This window comes from Longimicrobium sp., from assembly GCF_036280135.1.
In the GTDB taxonomy this organism is placed as follows: Bacteria; Gemmatimonadota; Gemmatimonadetes; order Longimicrobiales; family Longimicrobiaceae; genus Longimicrobium.
In genome coordinates, this window is the sequence record NZ_DASURI010000226.1 from 1 (window position 1) to 19948 (window position 19948).

22 protein-coding genes and 1 pseudogene are annotated in these 19948 nt (G+C 71.0%); 3 read left to right on the forward strand and 20 right to left on the reverse strand.

The genetic code is table 11. The features are described from left to right. The 5 genes and pseudogenes from VFZ20_RS06895 to VFZ20_RS32725 all read right to left on the reverse strand — a co-directional run. A pseudogene (locus tag VFZ20_RS06895) lies at positions 1-269 on the reverse strand (transporter); the annotation flags it as partial. A gap of 27 nt (positions 270-296) precedes the next feature. Next, the gene (locus VFZ20_RS06900) at positions 297-1556 is read right to left on the reverse strand and encodes a hypothetical protein (protein WP_329683108.1); all 1260 of its coding nucleotides are present in this window, start codon (positions 1554-1556) and stop codon (positions 297-299) included. Further along, positions 1549-2625 (reverse strand): multicopper oxidase domain-containing protein, encoded by a 1077-nt coding sequence (locus VFZ20_RS06905; protein ID WP_329683109.1) that lies wholly within the window; start codon positions 2623-2625, stop codon positions 1549-1551. The genes VFZ20_RS06900 and VFZ20_RS06905 overlap by 8 nt, the downstream gene beginning before the upstream one ends. Positions 2626-2638: 13 nt before the next feature. After that, entirely contained in the window at positions 2639-3112 is a 474-nt protein-coding gene (locus VFZ20_RS06910; protein ID WP_329683110.1) for a metal-dependent transcriptional regulator, read from the reverse strand. Positions 3113-3217: 105 nt separating this feature from the next. Next, the gene (locus VFZ20_RS32725; RefSeq protein ID WP_349264071.1) at positions 3218-3379 is read right to left on the reverse strand and encodes a hypothetical protein; all 162 of its coding nucleotides are present in this window, start codon (positions 3377-3379) and stop codon (positions 3218-3220) included. Between VFZ20_RS32725 and VFZ20_RS06915 the strand changes: the two genes are divergently transcribed. Continuing rightward, positions 3312-5735 (forward strand): heavy metal translocating P-type ATPase, encoded by a 2424-nt coding sequence (locus VFZ20_RS06915; RefSeq protein WP_329683111.1) that lies wholly within the window; start codon positions 3312-3314, stop codon positions 5733-5735. The genes VFZ20_RS32725 and VFZ20_RS06915 overlap by 68 nt on opposite strands. On the opposite strand, the gene VFZ20_RS06920 is transcribed toward VFZ20_RS06915, so the two are convergent. The 6 genes from VFZ20_RS06920 to VFZ20_RS06945 form a co-directional block, all read right to left on the reverse strand. After that, positions 5642-6361 carry an MIP family channel protein gene (locus VFZ20_RS06920; RefSeq protein WP_329683112.1) on the reverse strand — a complete coding sequence of 240 codons (720 nt, stop codon included), beginning with the start codon at positions 6359-6361 and terminating at the stop codon, positions 5642-5644. The genes VFZ20_RS06915 and VFZ20_RS06920 overlap by 94 nt on opposite strands. 91 nt (positions 6362-6452) lie before the next feature. Beyond that, complete coding sequence (locus VFZ20_RS06925) at positions 6453-7067, reverse strand: DUF47 domain-containing protein (protein ID WP_329683113.1); 615 nt, start codon at positions 7065-7067, stop codon at positions 6453-6455. Positions 7068-7118: 51 nt separating this feature from the next. After that, on the reverse strand, positions 7119-8441 hold the full coding sequence (locus VFZ20_RS06930; RefSeq protein ID WP_329683114.1) for a metallophosphoesterase family protein: 1323 nt from the start codon (positions 8439-8441) through the stop codon (positions 7119-7121). Positions 8442-8458: 17 nt separating this feature from the next. Then, positions 8459-10249 (reverse strand): arsenical pump-driving ATPase, encoded by a 1791-nt coding sequence (gene arsA, locus VFZ20_RS06935; protein WP_329683115.1) that lies wholly within the window; start codon positions 10247-10249, stop codon positions 8459-8461. 10 nt (positions 10250-10259) lie between these two features. After that, the gene (gene arsD, locus VFZ20_RS06940) at positions 10260-10658 is read right to left on the reverse strand and encodes an arsenite efflux transporter metallochaperone ArsD (protein WP_329683116.1); all 399 of its coding nucleotides are present in this window, start codon (positions 10656-10658) and stop codon (positions 10260-10262) included. An 8-nt stretch (positions 10659-10666) separates the two neighbouring features. Further along, positions 10667-10993 carry a metalloregulator ArsR/SmtB family transcription factor gene (locus VFZ20_RS06945; RefSeq protein ID WP_329683117.1) on the reverse strand — a complete coding sequence of 109 codons (327 nt, stop codon included), beginning with the start codon at positions 10991-10993 and terminating at the stop codon, positions 10667-10669. Between the two features lie 316 nt (positions 10994-11309). Here VFZ20_RS06945 and VFZ20_RS06950 point away from each other — a divergent pair, with 316 nt between their 5' ends. Then, the gene (locus tag VFZ20_RS06950) at positions 11310-12866 is read left to right on the forward strand and encodes an ankyrin repeat domain-containing protein (RefSeq protein ID WP_329683118.1); all 1557 of its coding nucleotides are present in this window, start codon (positions 11310-11312) and stop codon (positions 12864-12866) included. A 132-nt stretch (positions 12867-12998) separates the two neighbouring features. On the opposite strand, the gene VFZ20_RS06955 is transcribed toward VFZ20_RS06950, so the two are convergent. The 9 genes from VFZ20_RS06955 to VFZ20_RS06995 form a co-directional block, all read right to left on the reverse strand. Further along, on the reverse strand, positions 12999-13202 hold the full coding sequence (locus VFZ20_RS06955) for a GDCCVxC domain-containing (seleno)protein (protein WP_349264072.1): 204 nt from the start codon (positions 13200-13202) through the stop codon (positions 12999-13001). A gap of 183 nt (positions 13203-13385) precedes the next feature. Then, entirely contained in the window at positions 13386-14738 is a 1353-nt protein-coding gene (locus VFZ20_RS06960; protein WP_329683120.1) for an NAD(P)/FAD-dependent oxidoreductase, read from the reverse strand. A gap of 24 nt (positions 14739-14762) precedes the next feature. Next, on the reverse strand, positions 14763-16436 hold the full coding sequence (gene merA / locus VFZ20_RS06965; protein WP_329683121.1) for a mercury(II) reductase: 1674 nt from the start codon (positions 16434-16436) through the stop codon (positions 14763-14765). Beyond that, positions 16433-16792: a hypothetical protein gene (locus VFZ20_RS06970; RefSeq protein WP_329683122.1), complete on the reverse strand. Its 360-nt coding sequence runs from the start codon at positions 16790-16792 to the stop codon at positions 16433-16435. Before VFZ20_RS06970 ends, merA begins: the two co-directional genes overlap by 4 nt. Before the next feature lie 29 nt (positions 16793-16821). Next, positions 16822-17214: a cation transporter gene (locus VFZ20_RS06975; RefSeq protein ID WP_329683123.1), complete on the reverse strand. Its 393-nt coding sequence runs from the start codon at positions 17212-17214 to the stop codon at positions 16822-16824. Between the two features lie 14 nt (positions 17215-17228). Next, positions 17229-17564 carry a mercuric transporter MerT family protein gene (locus VFZ20_RS06980; RefSeq protein WP_329683124.1) on the reverse strand — a complete coding sequence of 112 codons (336 nt, stop codon included), beginning with the start codon at positions 17562-17564 and terminating at the stop codon, positions 17229-17231. A gap of 37 nt (positions 17565-17601) precedes the next feature. Next, a complete protein-coding gene (locus tag VFZ20_RS06985) occupies positions 17602-18069 on the reverse strand; it encodes a MerR family DNA-binding protein (protein WP_329683125.1) in 468 nt (155 codons plus the stop codon). Between the two features lie 56 nt (positions 18070-18125). Further along, the gene (locus VFZ20_RS06990) at positions 18126-18296 is read right to left on the reverse strand and encodes a hypothetical protein (protein ID WP_329683126.1); all 171 of its coding nucleotides are present in this window, start codon (positions 18294-18296) and stop codon (positions 18126-18128) included. Positions 18297-18515: 219 nt separating this feature from the next. Beyond that, on the reverse strand, positions 18516-19118 hold the full coding sequence (locus tag VFZ20_RS06995) for an NAD(P)/FAD-dependent oxidoreductase (protein WP_329683127.1): 603 nt from the start codon (positions 19116-19118) through the stop codon (positions 18516-18518). Between the two features lie 219 nt (positions 19119-19337). Here VFZ20_RS06995 and VFZ20_RS07000 point away from each other — a divergent pair, with 219 nt between their 5' ends. Beyond that, the gene (locus tag VFZ20_RS07000) at positions 19338-19793 is read left to right on the forward strand and encodes a response regulator (RefSeq protein WP_329683128.1); all 456 of its coding nucleotides are present in this window, start codon (positions 19338-19340) and stop codon (positions 19791-19793) included. The last annotated feature ends 155 nt before the right edge of the window (positions 19794-19948 follow it).

Sequence of the window (19948 nt, forward strand, 5' to 3'; positions counted from 1 at the left end):
CTGAACGAATCGCCCGTGTTCTGCAGCGGCACGGTGAAGCTCGCCTGGTGACGCCGTCCGAAGATCGGCCACTCCTGCGTGAAGCCGTACGCCCACGAGCGCCCGCCGTCTTCCAGCGCAAAGGCGCTGATGTGCTGCACCACCCCTGACTCCTGGTTGTACGCCTCCTCGATCAGGAAGCTGTTGTCCTGGATCGGCGCTGGGGGCCCCGCCTGCGCGAGCAGGGGAGGAGCGGCGAGCAGGAGGAGGACGGTCAGTGTGCGCTTCATGGGAGTCCGGTTCTCGATCGAGACGGTTCAGGCGGGCACCAGCAGCCCGGTCGCGTACATCACCAGCATGCCGGCGAACAGCCCCGCCGCGTTCAGCGGCCGCAGGAGCGTTCCCTCTCCCTCCGGGCCGGCGAGCATGCGCCAGAGGACGAAGACCACCTGCGCGATGGCCCCCACGCCGACCGCGAAGAACAGCGTGGTCCAGAACGGGGAGTAGGTGAAGCCCCCGATCCAGGCGCCGAGCACCGTGGGCACCCCCGCCAAGGCGCCCAGCCGGAGCAGGCGGCCCAGCGAGGGACGCACCCGCGCCAGGGGCGCCACGATCCCGAGCCCCTCGGTGGTGTTGTGGATGAGGAAGCCGACCACCAGGAAGGTGCCGAGCGCGATCTCGCCGGTAGCGTAGGCGCTCCCGATCAGCAGCCCCTCCCCCAGGTTGTGCAGCCCGATCCCCGCCGCCACCAGCGTCGCCACGGCGAACGGTGACGCAGCTCCCCGCTCAGCGCTCCCCGGCCGCCTCAGCGCGCCGAGCGCCAGCGGCGTCCCCGCCACCCCCAGCAGCACCAGCCCGAGGCCCTGGTAGGGCCCCGGCACCCGTCCGGCGAACTCCAGCGCCTCGGCCAGCGCGTCGATGCCCAGGAACACCAGCAGCCCCACCGTGAGGCTCAGGAAGAAATCCATCCACCGGCGCGCGAGCGTGCGCAGGAACGGCAGCCAGAGCAGGCCCAGGAAGACCGGGATCACCCCCGCGTAAACGCCGAGCAGCGCGAACGTGCCGACGAAGCGGCCGCTGGCCCGCGGTGTCTCCGTCGCGACCGCCACCTCGCCTTCGAAGGTGAGCCCGGTGGAGGTGACCAGCGTCACCGCGACCGGCTCCCCCTCCACCCACGGGTACGGGATGCTCAGCGTACGCCGATCCAGCCGGCCCAGCGTGCGTCCGCCGTCCAGCGAGTGCGCCCACGCCGCCTCGTCAACCAGCACCTGGGCGATGGTCACGGGCTCGGGGCCGCTGTTGATGACCCGCACGCGGACCTCGCCCGGCCGGGGAAGCGTGATCCGCTCGATGGAAAGCTCCTCGACGGGTGGGAAGCCCTTGCGGAATACGCCCACGGGCCCGAAGCGCAGGAACCCGAGCACCAGCAGGGCCAGCAGGAGGAGCGGCCCCGCCCCCTTGACCCACGCCGGAACTGAGAACGCCGCGTCCCGCTCGGGGGGCTCGCTCGGGGTAAGAGACTCGGCCGGCTCGGCCGTCGCCGCCGGCGTGGCCTGGCGTGTCACGGTCTCAGGCATGAGGACCCTCCCGGACATCGAACACGCCCGTCCACCCCAGTTCGGCAAACTCGCTCTGGTGCGCGTGGAACATGTACTTGCCCGGGTACTTGAAGGAGAACTCCAGCACGGAGCGCTCGCCCTGGCAGAGCATGACCGTGTCGGTGTACTCGTAGCGCTCCAGGTCCGTCCCCGTGCGATAGCAGCGGAACAGGTTCCCGTGCAGGTGCAGGGAGTTGATCAGATCGAACTCGGTGAGGTTCACCAGGTACACGCGCACCAGCTCGCCCAGGCGCACCGGGATCGGGTGCTTCTGGTAGTGGTGCGCCACCGTGTTCACCGCGTACACCTCGTTCTCGCCGTCGAGGTTGGTGTCGAAGCCGTTCATCACCATCACCAGCTCCTGGGCAGCCGGCCGGCCGCCGGGAGGGTCGATGATGAAGACGCCGTAAAGCCCCTTGTGGATGTGCCGCTTGAGGGGGACGGCGTGGCAGTGGTACAGGTGCAGGCCAAAGGGCTCGGCGTCGAACTCGTACAGGAACCTTCCTCCTGGCGGGACGATCTCGAAGGAGCCGTCCATCCCGGCGGGGTGGATGCCGTGGAAGTGGATGGTGTGGGGGTGGGAGCTCCCGTTGAGGAAGTTCACGCGCAGGCGGTCGCCCTCGGTGCAGCGGATGGTGGGCCCCGGCACCTGGCCGTTGTACGTCCAGGCGGGGAAGAAGACCCCCGGCGCCACCTCGATCTCGCGCTCCATCGCCACGATCTCGTACTCCCGGAGCGTTTGCCCGGAGGGGAGACGGGAGACGGTGCCGCCGTCGAAGTCGGCCAGGAACGCTGCCGGATCGAACCCGCCCGGCCGCAGTTCGCCCACGGCCATCATGCTCTCGTGCGATCCGTGGGCGCCCAGGGGGCCGCCACCCACGACCACGTTCCCGGCGGCCGGCCGGGGGAGCGTCAGCGCGCCCGCCGCGGTGGCCAGCGCGGCGCCGCCCATCACTCCGGCCCGGAGCAGCTCGCGCCGGGTGAGCCCGGGGGCTGCAGGTGCCGCGTCACGTCCGGCGGCGTCGGTCAGGCGTTCGTTGTCCTCCATCGGTCATTCTCCTTTACGCCGCGCGAGGCGCGCCGGCCATGATCTTCGGAATGGTACCGCCCGCCGCGCACCTCGGCCGCCGCGGGCGAGCAGGGATGGGCGATCCGTGCGGGTCGCGCTCTGGAAAGCCGAGGCAGCGCGACATCGCGTCGATCAGTTCATCCGAAGCGGCGTGCTCCAGCCGCTCGGCCTCCGTGTGCACGGCGCCAACGTCGTAGCCCAGCTCGTGGACCAGAAAGGTTTCGAGAACGCGGTGCCGCCGCACCACGCGCACTGCCTCGTCGTGCCCTCGCCGGGTGAGACGGACACCATGGTACGGCGCGTGGTCCGCGAGCCCGGCAGCCGTGAGGCGCTTCAGCATGGCGGTGGCTGCGGCCGCGCTGATGCCGAGCAGCTCGGCAAGCGCGACGGTCCCCGCCGCCTCCCCTCCGCTCGTGAGGGCGAGGAGTGCCTTCAGATAGTCCTCGACGGTGTCGGTCATGCGCATGGACAGCAATCCGGCAAAAGTTGGTATTAAGCTAATCTAAAAATATTTTTCGTCAATGCATTTGATCCATGGTGGCGTGGCTGAAGGCGCGCGGACGGCTCTCATTCATTGCCGGGCTGGCCGCGGCACATACGGCTCCATGTGGACGAGGACGGAATCACCTCGGGAGCCGCGGATCGTTTCGCGCCCGCGCCACACGATGAGAGACGAGAAGATGTCGGTGGCGGACTCGATCGCGTCCGCCGCCAGCGCACAGGTGTTCCGCACGATCCCGGCGACGAGCTGCGTGCCCGCGAGCGCCGAGTTGATGACGATGTCGGTTTGCGCGGACCGGATCCGCCGTGCCGGCTACCGCGTGGCGGGCGACGGCCCCGCGCGGCACACGACCTTCGAGGTGGAGGGGATGTGCTGCGCCGCCGAGGTGCGGCAGATCGAAGGCCGGCTCGGCACCGTGCCGGGAGTGACCCACCTGGGCTTCGACCTCGTCGGCCGGCGGATGACGGTGGAGGGCGAGATCGTGCCGGAGGAGGTGGAGTGCGCCCTCGGTCAATTGGGGATGCAGGCGCGGCGGGTTGGCGGGCCGGTGCTCGCGGAAGTGGAGCCGGGGTGGTGGGCGCGGCGTGGGCGGCTGGCGCTGGCGGCCGCGTCGGGCGTGCTCTGGGCCGGATCGCTGGGGGCGGAGCACCTGCTGCACGTCGAGTGGCTGGCCGCCGCGCTCGCGGTGGGCGCCATCATTGCTGGTGGCTGGCGCATCATCCCGCGCGGCGTGCGCGCGGCGATGAACCGCGCGCTGGACATGAACTTCCTCATGTCCGTTGCCGCAGTCGGCGCCGTCCTGATCGGGGAGTACGAGGAGGGCGCCTCGGCGATGTTCCTGTTCGCCGTCGCGCAGCTCCTGGAGACGTACTCGATGGACCGGGCGCGGAACGCGATCCGGGCGCTGATGGATTTGGCGCCGGCGGAGGCGACGGTGCTGCGCGGTGGTAGGGAGGAGCGCGTGTCGGTGGACCGGGTTGAGCCCGGCGAGACGGTGGTGGTCCGGCCGGGCGAGAAGATCCCCGTGGACGGCGTCGTGCTCACGGGCCGCTCCGGCGTGAACCAGGCGCCGATCACCGGCGAGTCGATGCCGGTCGACAAGGAGCCGGGCGTGGAGGTCTTCGCCGGCTCCCTGAACGGCGAGGGCGCGCTGGAGGTGCGCTCGACCAAACCGGCGGCCGACACCACGCTGGCGCGGATCATCCACGCGGTGGAGGAGGCGCAGGCGAGCCGCGCGCCCAGCGAGGCGTTCGTGGACCGCTTCGCGCGGGTCTACACCCCCGCCGTCGTCGCTCTGGCACTGCTGGTGATGGTGATCCCGCCGCTTGCCGGTTGGGGCGAATGGGGCACATGGGTCTACCGTGCGCTCGCGCTGCTGGTGGTGGCCTGCCCGTGCGCGCTGGTGATCTCCACCCCTGTGACCATCGTCTCGGCGCTGGCCGGAGGCGCGCGCCGGGGAATCTTGATCAAGGGCGGGCTCCACCTGGAGAACGCGGGCCGTGTGCGGGTGGTGGCCCTGGACAAGACGGGGACGCTGACCGAGGGCCGGCCGGAGGTCGTGGAGGTCGTCGCGCTGGACGGCGCGTTGCCGGACGAAGTGCTCGCGCTCGCCGCGGCCGCGGAGGCCCGCAGCCAGCACCCGCTCGCTCGGGCGGTCCTCCGGCACGCAGAAGCGCAGCGCGTGACGCTCCGGCCTTCTGCGGACGTTCAGGCGATCACCGGGAAGGGACTCCGGGCGCGCGTCGGCGGGGAGATGGTCTACGTCGGCAACGAACGGCTCTTCGCGGAGCTGGGGGCCATGGACGCGGCTGCTCGGGAGCGGTTCGCCGCAAGCGCCTCCGCGGGCCGCACGGCGGTCCTGGTGGGCACCGCGGCCGGCGAGGGCGCGCCGGTGCGGCTCCGTGGGATGATCACCATCGCGGACCGGGTGCGGCCCGGGGCGGGCGAAGCGCTCCGCGCGCTCCACAGCGCCGGGATCGCACGCGTCGTGATGCTCACCGGCGACAACGAGGGCACGGCGCAGGCCGTCGCGGCAGCGCTGGGCGGCCCGGGCGTTGGCGTGGACGATTACCGCGCCGAGCTGCTGCCCGAGGACAAGACGGCGGCCGTGCGGGAGCTCCGCGGGCGACACGGGGCTTTGCTCTTCGTCGGTGACGGGGTGAACGACGCCCCCGCGCTGGCCGGGGCCGACGTCGGCGTGGCCATGGGCGCGGGGGGGACCGATGTGGCGCTGGAGATGGCCGACATCGCGCTGATGGCGGACGACCTCTCGAAGCTGGCGACCACAAGCCGGCTTGCCCGCCGGGCAGAGCGGATCATCCGCGCCAACATCGCCCTGTCGCTGCTCACCAAAGCCGTGTTCGTAGCCCTGGCGGTTACCGGGCACGCGACGCTCTGGATGGCGGTGGACGCCGACATGGGCACGAGCCTGCTGGTGGTGCTGAATGGATTGCGGGCGCTACGCGTGACGGAGCCGCCCGGACCGGCGGCGCCTCATCTGCCCACGGGTGAGATCGGTCCCTCCACCCCGAGCGGTACGCTCCGCGATGGATCTGCTTCGCTGCCGGCGGGGCGCAGGAACTCGTAGGTGCGGACCGCCACCAGCATCGCGGTGATCGGGGCCACCCAGTAGATCCAGTGCGCGTCCCAGATGCCTCCCGCCACGGCGGGGCCGAGCGAGCGCGCGGGGTTCATCGAGGCGCCCGTCAGCGGTCCGCCAGCCATGGCGCAGAAGCCTACCGTGAGCCCCACCGCGATGCCGGCGAAGCCGGGCGCAACGCGCTCGTCGGTAGCAACGGCCACGATCACCAGCATCAGCACGAACGAGAGCAGCCACTCCACCGCGAAGGCGCCGCCCACGGAGACGGCGGGCACCGTCGCGCCGAAGCCGCCGACCGGCCCCACCACGGCGCCCATGGTGAAGGAGGCCGCCACCGCCCCGGCGCACTGGGCGGCGACGTACGGCGCGACATCGCGGCCCGGGAACCGGCGAACCGACCAGAAGGCCAGGGTCACGGCCGGGTTGATGTGCGCGCCGGAGATGTGACCGAGGGCGTAGATCATCGCCAGCACCACGAACGCGAAGGCCAGCGCCACGCCGGGGTGCGTGACTGCCCCGTCCGAGTACGCGTTCACCATGGCTGCGCCGGGACCGATCAGCACCAGGAAGTATGTCCCAATGGCTTCCGCGAGCGCACGCCGTCCGATTCCCATCCGCCTCTGCCCGGTCAAAGTAAGTGGCGGCGAAGCCCCCGCCGCTGGGCGGGCGGGGTCGCCGCCGGCATGGTGATTCGTTCGGCGCCGCTCAGATGTGCTTGACCGCGATGCGCTCGAGCACGCCGGCAACCCGGCCGCACTCGTCGATGGCCGCTTTGAGCCCGTCGTAGAGCGTCTTCCGCCTGAGCACGTCCAGCGGGTCCGGAGTACCGGGGAACAACTCCCGCAGTGCGGCATCGAAGGCGGTTCCGCGTTCCGCCTCCAGCCGCTTCATCCGGCGCGTGTGCTCCAGCACGCGCTTCGGTTTCTTGAGTTCCGACACGCTGGAGGCGAGCAGCTGGCATGCGCGTAGCAGCACGTCCGCAAGCCGGCGCGCCTGCTCGTCCGGTTGCTCCAGCCGGAGCGTCTCGACGGTCTCAGCCGCGTCTTCCGCGAGGTCCACCACCCTGTCGATCCGCCCCGCGAGCCCGTGGATGTCCTCGGGCTCGAATGGCGTGACGAAGGTGGTGCTCAGGCGCACGTCAATCTCGTGGGCGAGTTCGTCGGCCCGGTGCTCGATGTGCCGGATCGTCTGGACGAGGGGCCCGGAATGCGCCGGCTGCGCCATGAGATGCGCGAGCTGGACCGCCGCCTCGGTGAGCAGGCCCGCGAGTTCGTCCAGCATCTGGAAATAAGCCTCGTCAGCCGGCAGCAGGCGTGTCATCGCGCACCCTCGCCTCTAAAGAGGACCCCGGCGCACTCACGTGCTCCGGGATCACGCGCCTCCGGCGACGGCGGGTTTCCCGCCGGCCGCCAGGTACTCGGCGAAGTCGTCCGGCAGGTCGCTCCGGCGGATGCCGGCCATCGCCTCCTCCAGGTCGTACTCCACTCGCACGAACTCCACCTGCGGCATCTCCCCGCCCATGTCCAGCAGGACGTAGCCGGCGCGCCAGTCGCCGTCCTTGGGCCGCCCGACGGAGCCGGTGTTGACGAAGTGGATGCCCTCCACCTCGCGGTGCCACGGCACGTGCGTGTGGCCGAAGCAGATCACGTCGCCGGCGCGCGCGCCGGCCTGCTCCGCCATCTTCAGGCAGAAGGCGTCGTCCCGGTCCTCGGTCCAGTAGAGCGTGTTGAGCGTGGGCGTCCCGTGGACCAGGATCACGCGCGGACCAGGGACGTGCCCGCCCCGCGGGCGCATGTCCATCCGGAAGGGCAGCGCGGCCAGGTACCGCTTCGTCTCCTTCGACACGTGCGCCCGCGTCCACTCGTAGGAGAGGTGCGCGAGCTCCTCCTGGTGCGGATCCTCGTACTTGCACCCGCAGTGCTTGTAGTCGGTGGCCACGGTGGAGTCGTAGTTCCCGGCGATGCCGTCCACCCGGAATCCGCGCAGCAGCGCGACCGTCTCGTTGGGCCACGGCGCGTAGCCCACCAGGTCGCCCAGGTGGTACGTGGCGGCGAGCCCGGGCTGGGCGCCGATGTGCTCCAGCACGGCCTTGCAGGCGGGCAGGTTGGCGTGGATGTCGGAGATCAGCGCGTACTTCATCGGGGGATCCTCACGGCGAGGGCGTAGAGCCAGGTCCATCAGGGAAGGGGCCGGGCTGGGTGTGGCGGCCGCGATGGCGCGGGCGTGCTCCTCGCGGGCCTGGTGCTCCAGCTTCTCGATCGGCAGGGCGAGGAGCAGGTCGATGCGCCGCGAGAGCATCAGCACCGCCTCCTTGAACGCGCGGCGGCGCGCTTCTTCGCCCTCCACCGCCGCCGGGTCCGGCATCCCCCAGTGGGCCGTCACCGGCCGGCCGGGGAAGGTCGGGCACGACTCGCGGGCGCGGTCGCACACGGTGATGACGAAGTCCCACCGCTGGTCCCGGACCTCCTCCACCCCCCGAGGCTCGCGGCCGCCCCACTCGATCCGGAACTCCCGCAGTGCGTCGATGGCCAGGGGGTTCACGCGCGGCGCCGGGTCGGTGCCCGCGCTCTCCGCCTGGAACCGGCCCTTTCCGCGGGCGTTCAGGAGCGCCTCGGCGATCTGGCTCCGCGCCGAGTTGCCGGTGCAGAGAAAGAGGAAGCGGAGCGGCTGCCGGTCTTCTGCGGGATCGTCCATTGCTCCTCGCATCTCGCTCATGTGTTCGCGAGCTGTCCGCCGCCGGCGGCGAGCTCGCGTAGCCGGTGTGGACCGACGGGTGCCTCGGCGAGCACCGGGACCACGGCGGCGCGCGCTGCCAGCTCGTCCCGGACGCGCTCGATCAGCGGGATCTCCGCCGCGGCGCGGCTCGCCAGGAGCGGGTCGGAGACCTGGCTCGCGGCCAGGCTCTGGTTCACCACCCAGGCGTACGGCTCGATGCCGGCGCGCCGCAGGTCGGCCTGGAGCCGCTCCGCCTCCAGCACCGGCGTGGTCTCCGGCAGCGTGACCACCAGAACCCGCGTGTGCTCCGGGTCCTGCAGGCGCATCATCGGCGTGGCGACCCGGCCCGCGTCCAGCCGGGACGTCCGGAGCACCTCGCGGTGGTAGGCGCCGGTCGCGTCCAGCAGCAGGAGCGTGTGCCCGGTCGGCGCGGTGTCGAGGATCACGACGCCGCGCCGCCCCTCGTTCACGATGCGGGAGAACGCGTGGAAGACGGCCACCTCCTCCGTGCAGGGCGAGCGGAGGTCCTCTTCCAGCAGCGCGCGGCCGTCCGCGTCCAGGTCCTTGCCCGCGGTGGCCAGCACGCGGTCGATGTAGGCTTCCGTCTCCACCGCGGGGTCGATGCGGCTCACCCTGAGCCCCGGCACCTCGGCGCCGAGCGTCCCGGCGACGTGCGCGGCCGGATCGGTGGTGGAGAGGTGCACCGGGACGCCACGCCCGGCCAGCTCCACCGCGAGCGCGGCCGCGACAGTCGTCTTCCCCACGCCGCCCTTTCCCATCACCATCACCAGCCCGTGCCCGGCCCATTCGATCTCGTCCGCGAGGCCGGCGAGGGGCGGCAGGTCCCGGGCGGTGAAGGCGGTCGTGACGGGGGGGGCGGCCCCAGCTTCGCCCGCGTCTCGCGCGAGCGCGCGCAGCGCCGCGACGCCGACCAGGTTGTGGGGGCGCAGGGGGGCCTCGGCCCGGGGAAGCGCCGCGAGGTTGGCGGGGAGGGCTTCCAGCGCCTCGCGGCCGCGGCGCTCGATCGCCGCGGCCAGGGCGTCGTCGGGGTCAGTCGCGCGGAAGACGCCGTTCAGGAGGAGGCGCTGGTTGGCGAGCCCGAGCTCGCGTAGCTCCGCGCTCGTGCGCTCGGCCTCGGCGAGCGCACCAGCTTCCGGGCGGCTGACCAGCACGACCGTCGTGCGCACCGCATCGGTGAGCGCCCCCACCACGGCCTCGTACCGCTCGCGCTGGCCTTCCTGCCGGCCGAGGGGCCCCAGGCAGCCGGCGCCGCGGGGGTTCGCCTCCAGGAAGCCCGCCCAGGCGGCGGGGAGTTGCAGGAGCCGCAGCGTGTGCCCGGTGGGCGCGGTGTCGAAGACCACGTGGTCGTACCCGCCCACGCGGGCCTCGTCGGCCAGGAGCGCCGCGAACTCGTCGAAGGCGGCCACCTCTACCGTACAGGCGCCGGAGAGCTGCTCCTCCACCTGGCGCACGGCGTCGTCGGGGAGGATGCCGCGCATAGGGCCGACGGCGCGCTCGCGCAGCGCCGCGGCCGAGGCTTCCGGGTCGATGTTCATCGCCCTGAGTCCGGGGACGCCGGGGGCGTCCACGGGCTCAGGGCCGACCTGCGCGTCCAGCACCTCCGAGAGGTTGGAGGCGGGGTCGGTGCTCACCAGCAGGACCCGGCGCCCAGCGTCGGCCAGTGCGACGGCGGTGGCGCAGGCGTGGGACGTCTTGCCCACGCCTCCCTTCCCGGTGAAGAAAAGGAACCGGGTGGCGGCGCCGAGCGCCTCCTGCACTGCGTTCATCCGCACGCCCTCAGCAGCAGCCCGAGCCTGGCGCGCACCCGCCGGCCGGCTGCCCGATCCCGACGAGCGCCGGCGCGCGGGCACCGGGAGCAGCGGCGGGCGCCTGTGCCGCCCAGCCGGCCAGCTCCTCGCGCGAGGGGTAGCGTCCGCGCGAGACGACCTCGCCGCCGGCGACGATGAGCGGGAGGCAAGAGGTCCCCTCCCGCTGGAGCGTCTCGCGCACGAGGGCGTTCCGCATGAACGCCTGGGGCTCCGCTACCAGGTTAAAGCGCTGCACGGCGACGCCTTCCCGGCTCACCGATTCCAGGTCGGCGGCGAAGCGGACGAGTGCCGGGTCCACCTCGGGTCCGCAGACGCCGGTGGAGCAGCACATCGCGGGGTCGAACACCAGCAGTTCGGAAATCGTCATCTCGGGATTCATGCGGTGAGGGCCGCGGTCATGCGGTCCAGCAGGGTGCGGAGACGCTCGATGCGGTTGGGATCCGCGCAGTAGCAGGTGCGCGGCCCGTCTGTCTCCCCGTGGATCAGCCCCGCCTCGCGGAGCACCTTCAGGTGCTGCGAGACGGTGGACTGCGCGATGGGAAGCTGGTCGCAGATCTGCCCGCACATGCACTCCTCCTGCTCCAGCAGGATGCGGAGGATGCGGACGCGCATAGGGTGGCCAAGCGCCTTGGCGAGCTCCGCGATCTCCTCGTCGGGGTCGCGGCTCTCATCGATGGGCGCGGGCGGGGGGCAGCACTTCACGCAGCTTCAGGGATCAGGTTTATCGTTCATCGTAGATGAACGATGATTGATGAACGGGGGCGTGTCAAGCATGGGCCTATACGGCCCACGTGCGACGGCACTCACTCAGTCCGCAGTGTTTGAGAATCGGGGCGGCGAAGCTGAGGGACTCCGCCTTGACCCGGTGTTCCCGCCGCGGTGATCTGAGTCAGCGCGTGCAGAACGCGTCCGGTCCGCGGAAAGGGCTGCGCCCATCTGCTTTCGGTGCCGCATGTCGCCACCGCACGCACCTCCTTTGCCTGTCATGCGGTCGTCAGGCGTCTTCAAAGGAGGCGCTATGCCCTCGTCCGACGATCCGGCAGTTTCCCTCCTCGCGGGTCTCAACCTCGAACAGCAGAAGAAACGCGCTCGCGAACTGCTCAACGCGGTTCGCGCGGGCGAGCCCGACGCCCTCGCCCGGTTCTCGCGCCATCATCCGCAGTGCGCCGGCCGGACGGCGGTGTCCGTCCGTGCCGGACCCTGGGCGCTCCACGACGCGCAGCTCGTGGTGGCGCGCGAGCATGGCTTCCCGAGCTGGCCCAGGCTGAAGGCGGAGCTCGAAGGCCATGCGGCTGCCCGCCGCACGCACCTGTTCGTCAGGGAGATCGATTTCTACGAGGATCGCGCCGAGGGCCTCGTCAGCGCCCACCAGGCGGCCGTGCCCAGCGCGCTGGCGCAGATCCGCGAGTGGCATCCCGGCTTCGGCGGCGCATCGGACGAGGCGATCCGGGGGGCCGCGTTCGACCTTGACGCCGCGCGCCTGGTCTATGCCCGGCAGCACGGGTTCCGCACCTGGTCCGAACTCGCGGCGCGGGTCGCCGCGCTCGCGAAGGGCGAGTTGGACGAACCCTTCATGCGCGCGTTCGAAGCTCTGCGCCGGGCGGACCTCCCCCAGCTGCAGGCGCTCGTCCGCGCGCATCCGGAGCTGCTGCGGGCGCGAGGCACGAACGGCAACACGCTGCTGAACCTGGCGGTCAGCCTGGCGGGATCGATCTGTGGGCCGCTCCCGCCCCAGGCGGATGCAATGTTTGACCTGCTGATAGGCCCCGGGTCCGACGTGGACCTCGCGAACGACCGCGGATGGACGCCGCTGCACCAGGCGGCGTACGCCAACCGGCCGGAACTCGTCATGCGCCTGCTGGGAGCGGGCGCGGCGGTGGATCGCGAAGCCCATGGAGAGGGCGGCACCCCCCTCGCCGTAGCCCTGTTCTGGGGGAACCGCGAGGCGGCGGACCTGCTCGCCGCGCGCGGGATCGTGCCCCTGAACCTGCGCGTCGCCGCGGGCCTGGGCCGGGCGGATCTGATAGAAAGCCTGTTCGGGTCCGACGGCGCGCTCCAGCCCGAGGCGGCCCGAGGGCGCGGCTTCTATCGGCCGCACAGCGGATTTCCCGTCTGGCAGCCTTCGGGTGAGCGTCAGGAGATCTTGGACGAAGCGCTGGTGTGGGCGTGCAAGAGCGGGCGTCTCGAGGTACTGGACCTCCTCCTCGCGCGCGGCGCACGAATCGATGCAGATCCCTACCGGGGAACGCCGCTGCTTTGGGCGACATCCTGCGGGCGGCTGGACACGGTCGGCTGGCTCCTGGACCACGGTGCCGACGTCAACCGGCGGGCGACGTTCGGCGGTCTGGCGCACGGAGACGGCGTCACGGCCCTTCACCTGGCGGCGCAGCAGGGCGACCTGCCGACTACCCGGCTCCTGTGCGACTGCGGCGCGGATCCGACGGTCGAGGATCGCATCTACCACAGCACACCGTCCGGCTGGGCCGAACACGGCGGGCACACGGCGGTTCGGGATTACCTGCGCTCGAAGGCTCCTGACTGGGCCGTAGACGGCGCGGATCGGTCGTCGGCCTGAGGCAGCCCTTGTTACCGTCTAGCTCTCGGGCGGCTCAGCACCGCCCCACCGTGCCGCCGCGAGCGGTGCCCTGGTGAGGAACAGCGCGTCCAGCAGCGGCCGTTGTCCGCCGCTCAACCGAGCGGCGCCGTCTCAGCAGCAGCCTTTGCCGTCTGCCTGTACCGGGGGGCAGGGGACCGAACCGTACGAGCAGAACACGCAGCAGTCGCCAAGCTTCGGTCGCAGGAGCGTCCCGCAGCCGCGGCATTCGTAGAAAAACTGGCACGCATTCTCGGGCATCGTCTCCTCCGCCACGGCGCCGCAAGCCGGGCAGGTGAGCACCGAGACGAGGGTCAACTTGCTGTCCACCGGCCGGACGGTGTTCTCACAGCACCCGCCTGTTGCGCTGGATACCTCGTTCAGCGTCACCGCCATCGTCGGGTTCCTTTCGTTCTGCAAAGTGACATTTGCGTTCATGATGCACGCCCCGCACGCCCTGGTACAGCTCGCAACCACTCCGCCAGGATTGCGGTAGCTCCGTCAGAGCATGTACACGACGTCCGAGGCATGCGTCGGGTATGCGTAGGTCATATGCCGGAGGTCTGTCGCGGTGAGCCCGTGGCGCACCGCGAGCGCAAAGAGGTTGATGACCTCGTCCGCGTTCGGACCGAGCAGATGCGCCCCCAGCACCCGATCGGTTCGGGTGTCGACGATCGTCTTTGTCATGCCTGCGGGTTCCCGCACGCGTCGGTTGGCGTACCAGTCCCCGGTGTCTTCCACCTGGACCCGTACCTCCAAACCCCGGTCCCGGGCCTCCGCCTCAGTCAACCCGACGCTCGCCAGCGGCGGCACGGTGAACACCACGCTGGGTACGCCGCGGTAATCGGGGCACTTCGCGTTGCCATGGAGCAGGTTCGACGCGACCACCGCCCCCTCGTGCGCCGCCACGGGCGTCAGCGGGAGCGAGCCAGCAGGAAGCGCGGCATCGCCGGTGGCGTAGACGCGTGAATTGGTGACGCTCTGGAGATATTCGTTGACGGCGACCCCTGCCCGGGCATCCGCCCGCACGTTCCCCCTGTGAAGGTCGAGCCCGCCGAGGTTCGGCGCCCGCCCGGCCGCATGCACGACCAGATCCGCTATTACCACTCCCGCCCCGCCCGGGCCCTCGGTGTGGACCAGGAATCCGTCCGCCGTCCGCTCCACGGCGGTCACGGTTGTCCCGGTTCGTACCTCGACCCCGAGGTCGCGCGTCCGGGCGACGAGACGCTCCACCAGGCCGGAGTCGAAGCGCGCCAGCGGGGCACCGCGCCCGAGCACCATCGCTTGCGCGCCCGCACGTTGGGAGATGTGCGCGAACTCGAAGGCGATGTAGCCGCCACCCACGAAGGCGATCCGCGCTGGAAGGGTGTCCAGCTCCAAGAAGTCCGTGCTCGTGCAGACGTGCTCCTCGCCGGGAATGCCGAGCGGCACCGGTGCCGCCCCGACCGCGAGCACCACGTGCCGTGCCTCGATCTCGCGCGCGCCGACTACCAGGCAGTCCTCCGCCACGAAGCGCGCGGTGCCGTGCAGCGTAGCGACGCCGGCCTCCTCGAAGGCGGCTTCGCGCCTCCCGGGGACCGGATCGGTGAAGGTGCGCTTGAAGCGCACGAGCGCCGGCCAGTCGATCCGCGCCTCGCCCGCGAGCCCATTGCCGGCCAGGCGCTCGTGCAGGTCTGCTGCTTCTGTCGCTCCGACGAGCACCTTCTTGGGGTCACAGCCCCGGAGGGCACAGGTTCCGCCATAGGGCCGGACGTCCACCACCGCGACGCTCCATCCCGCTGCCCGGCACCGGCTCGCGGGAGCCGATCCGCCAGCCCCCGTTCCGACGACCACCAGGTCAAACGAATTCGCCATACGCTTCCTCCGTCAGGGCTTGCTTTACGCGCAGCAGGAGAGCTTGGCGACGTCCCTGGTGAACGTCTGAGCCGACAGCTTCAACCCCTCGCCCCAGGTCAGGTAGGCATGGAGGGTGGAGATCAGATCGCGTGTGGTGAGTCCGAAGCGCACCGCCAGCACGGCCTCCCCGATCACGTCTCCGGCGTTCGGGGCGACCAGATGTGCGCCCAGGAGCCGGTCCGTACCCTCTTCCGCGACGAGCTTGACGAGCCCGCCCGCGCGGTGGGACACCACCCCGCGCGGCAGTGCCGCGATGGGGAACGTCGTCGCTCGCGCCCTGTATCCGGCCGCTTCCGCCTCCTCCTCGGTGAGCCCCACCGCCGCGACCTGCGGATCGGTGAAGGTGACCCGCGGCACGGCGGAGAGGTCGATGGGGATCGGCGCCTCGCCCGTGGCCTCCGAGAGCGCCGCTTGAGCCGCGATGCCGCCGCCGAGCGCCGCCACGTACACGTAGCCCGGTCCCCCGGTCACGTCCCCCGCGGCGAAGATCGTGGGATTGGAGGTGCGCATGTGCTCGTCCACGCGTATGAACCCCGCCGGGTCCGTCTCCACCCCTGCGGCCTCCAGCCCCAGCTCACCGGTGTTGGGAGCGCGGCCGGTCGCCACCAGGAGCTGTTCGGCCTCCACCGACCCCGACACGCTCCCGTCCTGCACGTGGACCTTGTAGCCGCTCGCACCGCGAGACACACCGGTGACGCGGATCCCGGTGTGGATCTCCATGCCTTCGGCTTCCAGGACGCGCGCCAGCTCCGCGGAGACTTCCGGGTGCTCCTGCGGGAGGATCCGCTCGGCCACGTCAAGCACGGCGACGCGGACGCCGAAGCGGGAGAACGCCTGCCCCAGCTCCAGCCCTATGCTGCCGGCCCCGATCACGATCATGGACTCCGGCAGCGCCTCCAGGTCCATCGCCGTGGTGCTGTCCAGGGCTCCGGTCTCGCTGAGCCCGGGGATCGGGGGCATCACCGGGCGCGTGCCGGTCGCGACGATGACCAGGCGGGCCTTCACCTCCGCGTCGCCTACGCGCACCCGCCCGCCGCCGAGCAGTTCCGCGCGTCCGTGCAACAGCGTGATGCCCTCGTAGGAGGCCAGCACGTCCAGGTATTTGTCCTGCCGCAGCCCCTCCACGATCTCCCGCTTGCGGCGAACCACCTCGGCCCAGGCAAGGCCGGGCTCGCAGGGCCGGATGCCGGGGAAGGCGGTGCGTGCCGCGTGGTAGTGCGCGGCGGCTTCGATCAGGTACTTGGACGGAATGCAGCCGACGTTGACACAGGTTCCGCCCACCACCTCGCCCCTCTCCACGACGGCCGCCGCCACGCCCAGTTCGGAAGCGCGGATCGCGGCCGACGTGCCAGCGCCGCCCGTTCCGATGATGAGGAGCTCGTAGGCGTCACCCTCGCCGACGTCCGGCGACGGCGTGGCGCCGGTGGAATGCTCCCGCTCGCCCGTCTCGCGCAGGATCTCGGCCCCATAGCCGACGGCCGCCACGGCGGAGATCAGCGCATGCGGGTCGACCCCCTCGTCCATCGTCACCGTCCCGCGTTGCGTGGGATAGCTTGCGAGCGCGCTCCGCACGCCAGGGACGGCCTGGAGGGCCTCCTGCACGTGCTGCGCGCAGGAGAGGCACGTCATCCCTCGAAATTGCAGGTCCAGCTTCATCGGGGGTCCTTCCGTACTCGTTGATCTTGCGGCACGGGCGCGAGAGCGCCGATCGCGAGCCCAAACAGAAGCCCCAAGCCGACGAACGCCTGGGGTTCGGGGACGGCGAGCACGGAGAGCATGCCGAAGAGGAGGCCCAGCATGTCGGCGGCCTGACAGAGCCGCCGCGCGCCCGGGTCCGCAGTCCGGCGGCCGATCAGGTTGAGCAGTCCCAGGAGGACCATCATCAACCCGGTCCCTGCGAACCAAACGGCCTCCGGCGTGAGCTGCCCGTAGAAGGGCACCGTCAGGAGCGTGTGGACCCCGCCAAGGCCGACCAGCGCCCACGCGCACGCCTTCCAGAGACTCGCGACCATCGTCGCCCTTCAGCGAATCCGGGTTCCCGTCAGGAAGCCGGCGGCGCCGGGCTGCCCCCATGGACCACCGCGGGCTCGTAGCCGAGCTGCCGGATCGCCGCCATCATCTCGTCGGGGCTCGCCTTCGCCGGATCGTACACCGCCCACGCGCTGGAAGTGGGGTAGCTGGCTCCGGCGTCCCGCACGCCTTCCACCTTCTTGAGCACACCCCGGGTGCCCACCTCGCAACCCGCGCACGTCATGCCTTTTACGTGGAACTCAACGCGGGCGAGGCCCGCGGGCACTGCCGGGGCCCGGGCGGGCGAACTCGGCGGCGCGTTCGGCGCGGCCTCCGCCTGCCGCGGAGCGGGGTCGCCCCCGCACGCCGCGCCGGCGGGGAGCAGGGCGATGCAGGCGGCGATACAGCAAACGTGGTACTTCATGTGATCACCCTCGTTCAGAACAGAAAAGTGGACCAGTAGTTGAAGCTCCAGAGGACCACCGTGAGGACGGTTGCCGTCCAGAGGATCACCACGTTGCGCCGGCGATTCGCCGGGACGGTGCATGCTTCTCCGGGCGCGCAGCCCGCCGGCCGGGCCTTGCGGCCGTACACCGTGTAGAACCCGACAGCGAGCGCCGCCACGACCAGCACGGTGAGAAAGGGGCGCAGCGGCTCGAATGAGCTGCCGAGGCTTGCCCCGACTCCCACTGTCACGAACAGGACAGGGCCGATGCAGCAGAGTGAGGCCGCGAACGCCGCTCCGACCGCGCCCAGCAGGGCGAGCCGCCCCACCCGGTCCGTTCTGGTCTCCCGTCCTTCTCCCACAGGGTCAAGCCTGGTGTCCACGCTCCTCACGCTCCTCACGATGTTTTCTCTCGGTGGGCAGCAGAACCTCCCCGCCGCGGCTCAGACACTCCAGGATCGGGCACTCGTCCGTGTGCCTGCCCGTCGCGCAGGCGCGCGTCAACTCCGACAGCGCCCGTCGGATGCGGTCCAGGTCGCTAATCTTCGCCTCTATGTTGGCGATCTTCGCCTCGGCCCGGTGCCGCACGTCCTCGCATTCCGAATCGGATCGGACACGCATGGCAAGCAATTCCCGGATCTCCGCCAGTGAGAAACCAAGGTCCTTCGCCCGCTGGATGAAGCGAATCCGCTCGATCACGTCGTCCGGGAACTGGCGATAGCCGGAGGGCGTGCGAGAGGCCTTTCCGATAAGCCCCTCCCTCTCGTAGAAGCGGATTGTTTCGATCCCGACCCCCGCCTCACGGGCGACGCTGCCGATGGTGTGCGCGGCCATGTTTAGCTCCGAAAAGCATCCACGAGCAAAGATAAACCCCGTACCATAGTACAAGGTCAAGGGTGGTTCTGCGATTCTGGTCGGGACAGACCGACCCGCCAGCTGCGGCGGAAGGAGAGCCAGGGGATCTGGATCACCTCGCGGTGCGTGGCCGGCGGGCGTGTCTCCACGTATGCGTCGGTGGCCCCGCCGCGGGGGCGGCTGTGGCCGGCGTAGGCCTTCAGCACCCCTTCCGGCAGGTGAGGTGCGGCCCAGGTGCGTCGCGCGGAAGATGTGGGTGGTCTTCCGGTGGCGCTTGAGGCGGGCCTGGTCTCCAGTCTTCCGAGGCGCGCGCCATGCGTTTTCCTGCTGGGCCGGGGTGCTGCGGCGCAGGTGTAGCACGTCGTCGTCCGGGTGCGGATCCACACCCCGCCTTCAAGCGAGGTCCGGGGGGCGAAGCGAAAGCTTCAGGGCAGCCCGTGCTGCATAGTAGCCACACATGCCGTGGACGGCGCCACCGTCCCGGCGAACAGGGCGCGGGCGTGCTCGCCCCGGAAGGTGCTCTCCGCCAAGTGCTGGGCCGAGCGGACCGCCTTCAGCCCGAACCGCGGCATGAGGAGCGGGTGCCGCGGGAACCGCAGCGGCCCGAGCACTCCGGCCGCGAGATCCCGCCATCGTTCCACGTCGCGCGCCAGCAGCCGCCGCCACGCCGCAGCGTCGGAACCGATCGTGGCGCCCGTCGCCTCGATCGACCGCTCCAGCAGGGCCGCCGTCCCGTCCTCGAACGGGTGTGGCATGCAGGCGGGAGAGTGAACCCACTCCAGCCCGAACTCCGCGAGCGGCAGAGATCGGAAGAAGGGGGACGAGACCGCGAGCGGGTGCACCGCCGAGCAGACGTCGTGCACGAATCCAGGCAGCGTCAGCTCGGCAGTGCGCAGGCCGCCGCCGGGGGTGTCCATCGCCTCGCGGACCAGCACGCGCCGCCCCGCCTGCGCAAGGGTGATCGCCGCGGCGAGCCCGTTCGGGCCGGACCCGACCACCACGGCGTCGTACCGGCCGCTCACCGCCATGGGGTCGCGGCCTGCCGCAGGGGCGGCGTGAGATCGAATCGCATCTTCCCGGGCGGGCATCCGCCCCGCCGGGACCCAGTGGGGCGCACGGTCCCTTCAATCGCGGTGCGCGGAAGAGGTCGATCCGGCTGCATGAGTGTCACGCCTCCTTTACCAGGGGTAAAATCGGAGTTATGGTTCCTCGCCTTCCGCAAGAATGATGAGCTTTCCTCTGCGCACGTGTTCCTACTGATGGCCGAATCAGCTCACCCGGAACACGGCGATGCACGCGCGGAGACCTCGCGGTCCACGCCGCACGTCCTCGTCGTCGACGACGAGCCGACGATCCTTGCCGCCGCGGCATCCATCCTCAAGGCGGCGGGACTGGAGGTGAGTGTGGCCCGGGACGGCGTTGCGGCGCTCGAACTGGTGCGGGCCATGCCCGAGGGGCTCCATCTCCTGCTGTCGGACGTGTGCATGCCTGGAATGGGCGGAGTGGAGCTCGGGATCGAAGTGGCGCGCGTCGCTCCCGCTGCCGCGGTGATCCTCATGTCCGGCCGGAGCGATGCAGCGCTGCAGCATCGTGTCCGTGCGAACGGCTTCCGCTTTCTGCCCAAGCCGTTCGCCGCGTCCCTGCTGCTCGCAATGGTGACGAGCACGCTGCAGGCGTCGTCCCGGCGCCACGACCGGCGTTGACGTACCTGGTTCCGAACAGTCACGGCGGGCGCCCCGAAGGTGTCCGTGGACCACGAGGGCCCGGCACATGCCGGGCCTTTCGCGTACGCAGAAGGGGACGGAGCCACCCTTGACATAGGGGGCAGGGGTATGCATATTCATCCGTCGCCCATAGG